Annotated in this window: 2 protein-coding genes; one reads left to right on the forward strand and one right to left on the reverse strand. The window is 71.1% G+C overall.

Annotated elements, in window-relative coordinates; all coding sequences use genetic code 11:
• Positions 1-203: CDGSH iron-sulfur domain-containing protein (locus tag ABFX50_RS50605; RefSeq protein WP_346158451.1), on the reverse strand; the 203-nt coding region annotated here is incomplete at its 3' end.
• Between the two features lie 174 nt (positions 204-377).
• On the opposite strand from ABFX50_RS50605, the gene ABFX50_RS50610 reads away from it, so the two are divergent.
• Positions 378-1,105, forward strand: a 728-nt coding sequence (locus ABFX50_RS50610) for a class I SAM-dependent DNA methyltransferase (RefSeq protein ID WP_346158453.1), incomplete at its 3' end; no start/stop codon positions are given.

A 1,105-nucleotide genomic window follows, 5' to 3' on the forward strand; every position in this document is an offset into this window, starting at 1 on the left:
GTGGCCCGGAAACCCGTCGACTTGTGCGAGCCGTCGCAGAACGGCTTGACCGAGGAGCGTCCACACCTGCACAGCGCGACGGTCGCCCGGCCCGGCGGGATGGGCACGCCTTCCTGAGTCAACAACTCGAAGGGGCCCCTGATCAGCAAGGGGCCGTCCTCGCACGGGGTCACCGTCACCACATCATCGTCTTCACGCGACATCCCGCCCCTCTTTCCCACGATGACCAGCGAAAACATCCCGGCTCTCCTGACCGGCGCCTCGCCGGGCAGTCGCGGGGAGCCACCACCGGCCAGCCGCCACCGACCAGGAGGAACGACAGTGCACCAGCCACCACATCGCCACCGTCCACGCTCTGACCGCGAGGGGGGCCGCTGATGTCACCCGCCTTCGACGCCTCCGCCTACGGACGGAGCATCGCCGACATCTACGACGCGACGGTCACCGACCTGCCGACCGAGGCGACCGTCGAGCGGCTCGCGCTGCTGGCCGGTGACGGCCCCGTACTGGAGTTCGGCATCGGCACCGGCCGCCTGGCCCTGCCGCTGGCCGCGCGGGGCCTGACCGTGGCCGGCATCGACGGCTCCGCCGACATGGTGGAGATCCTGCGTTCCAAGCCGGGCGGCGAGCGCATCCCCGTCTCCGTCGGCGACTTCGCCACCACCAAGGTGGAGGGCAGGTTCAGCCTGGTGGCGCTCACGACGAACACGATCTTCGCCCTGCCGTCGCAGGACGCCCAGGTCGACTGCTTCCGCAACGCGGCCGACCACCTGCTGCCCGGCGGCAGGTTCGTGGTGGAGACCTGGGTGCCCGACCCCGCGGCCTTCCGCGACGGCTCGGCCCTGCGGCTGCTGTCCATGAGCGAGGACACCGTCCTGGCCGAGGCGGCCAGGCTCTCACCCGCCGAGCAGTTCATGCACACCACCAAGGTACGGCTTACCGCCGAGGGCGTACGGCTGCTGCCCGCCAACCACCGCTACGCCTGGCCCGCGGAGCTCGACCTCATGGCCAGGCTGGCGGGCATGGAGCGCGAGCACCGCTGGTCGGACTGGAACGGCTCGGCGTTCGGCGACGACAGCCGGGCGCACGTCACGGTCTACCGCCT

The organism is Nonomuraea recticatena (assembly GCF_039533245.1).
GTDB classification, from domain to species: domain Bacteria; phylum Actinomycetota; class Actinomycetes; order Streptosporangiales; family Streptosporangiaceae; genus Nonomuraea; species Nonomuraea roseola.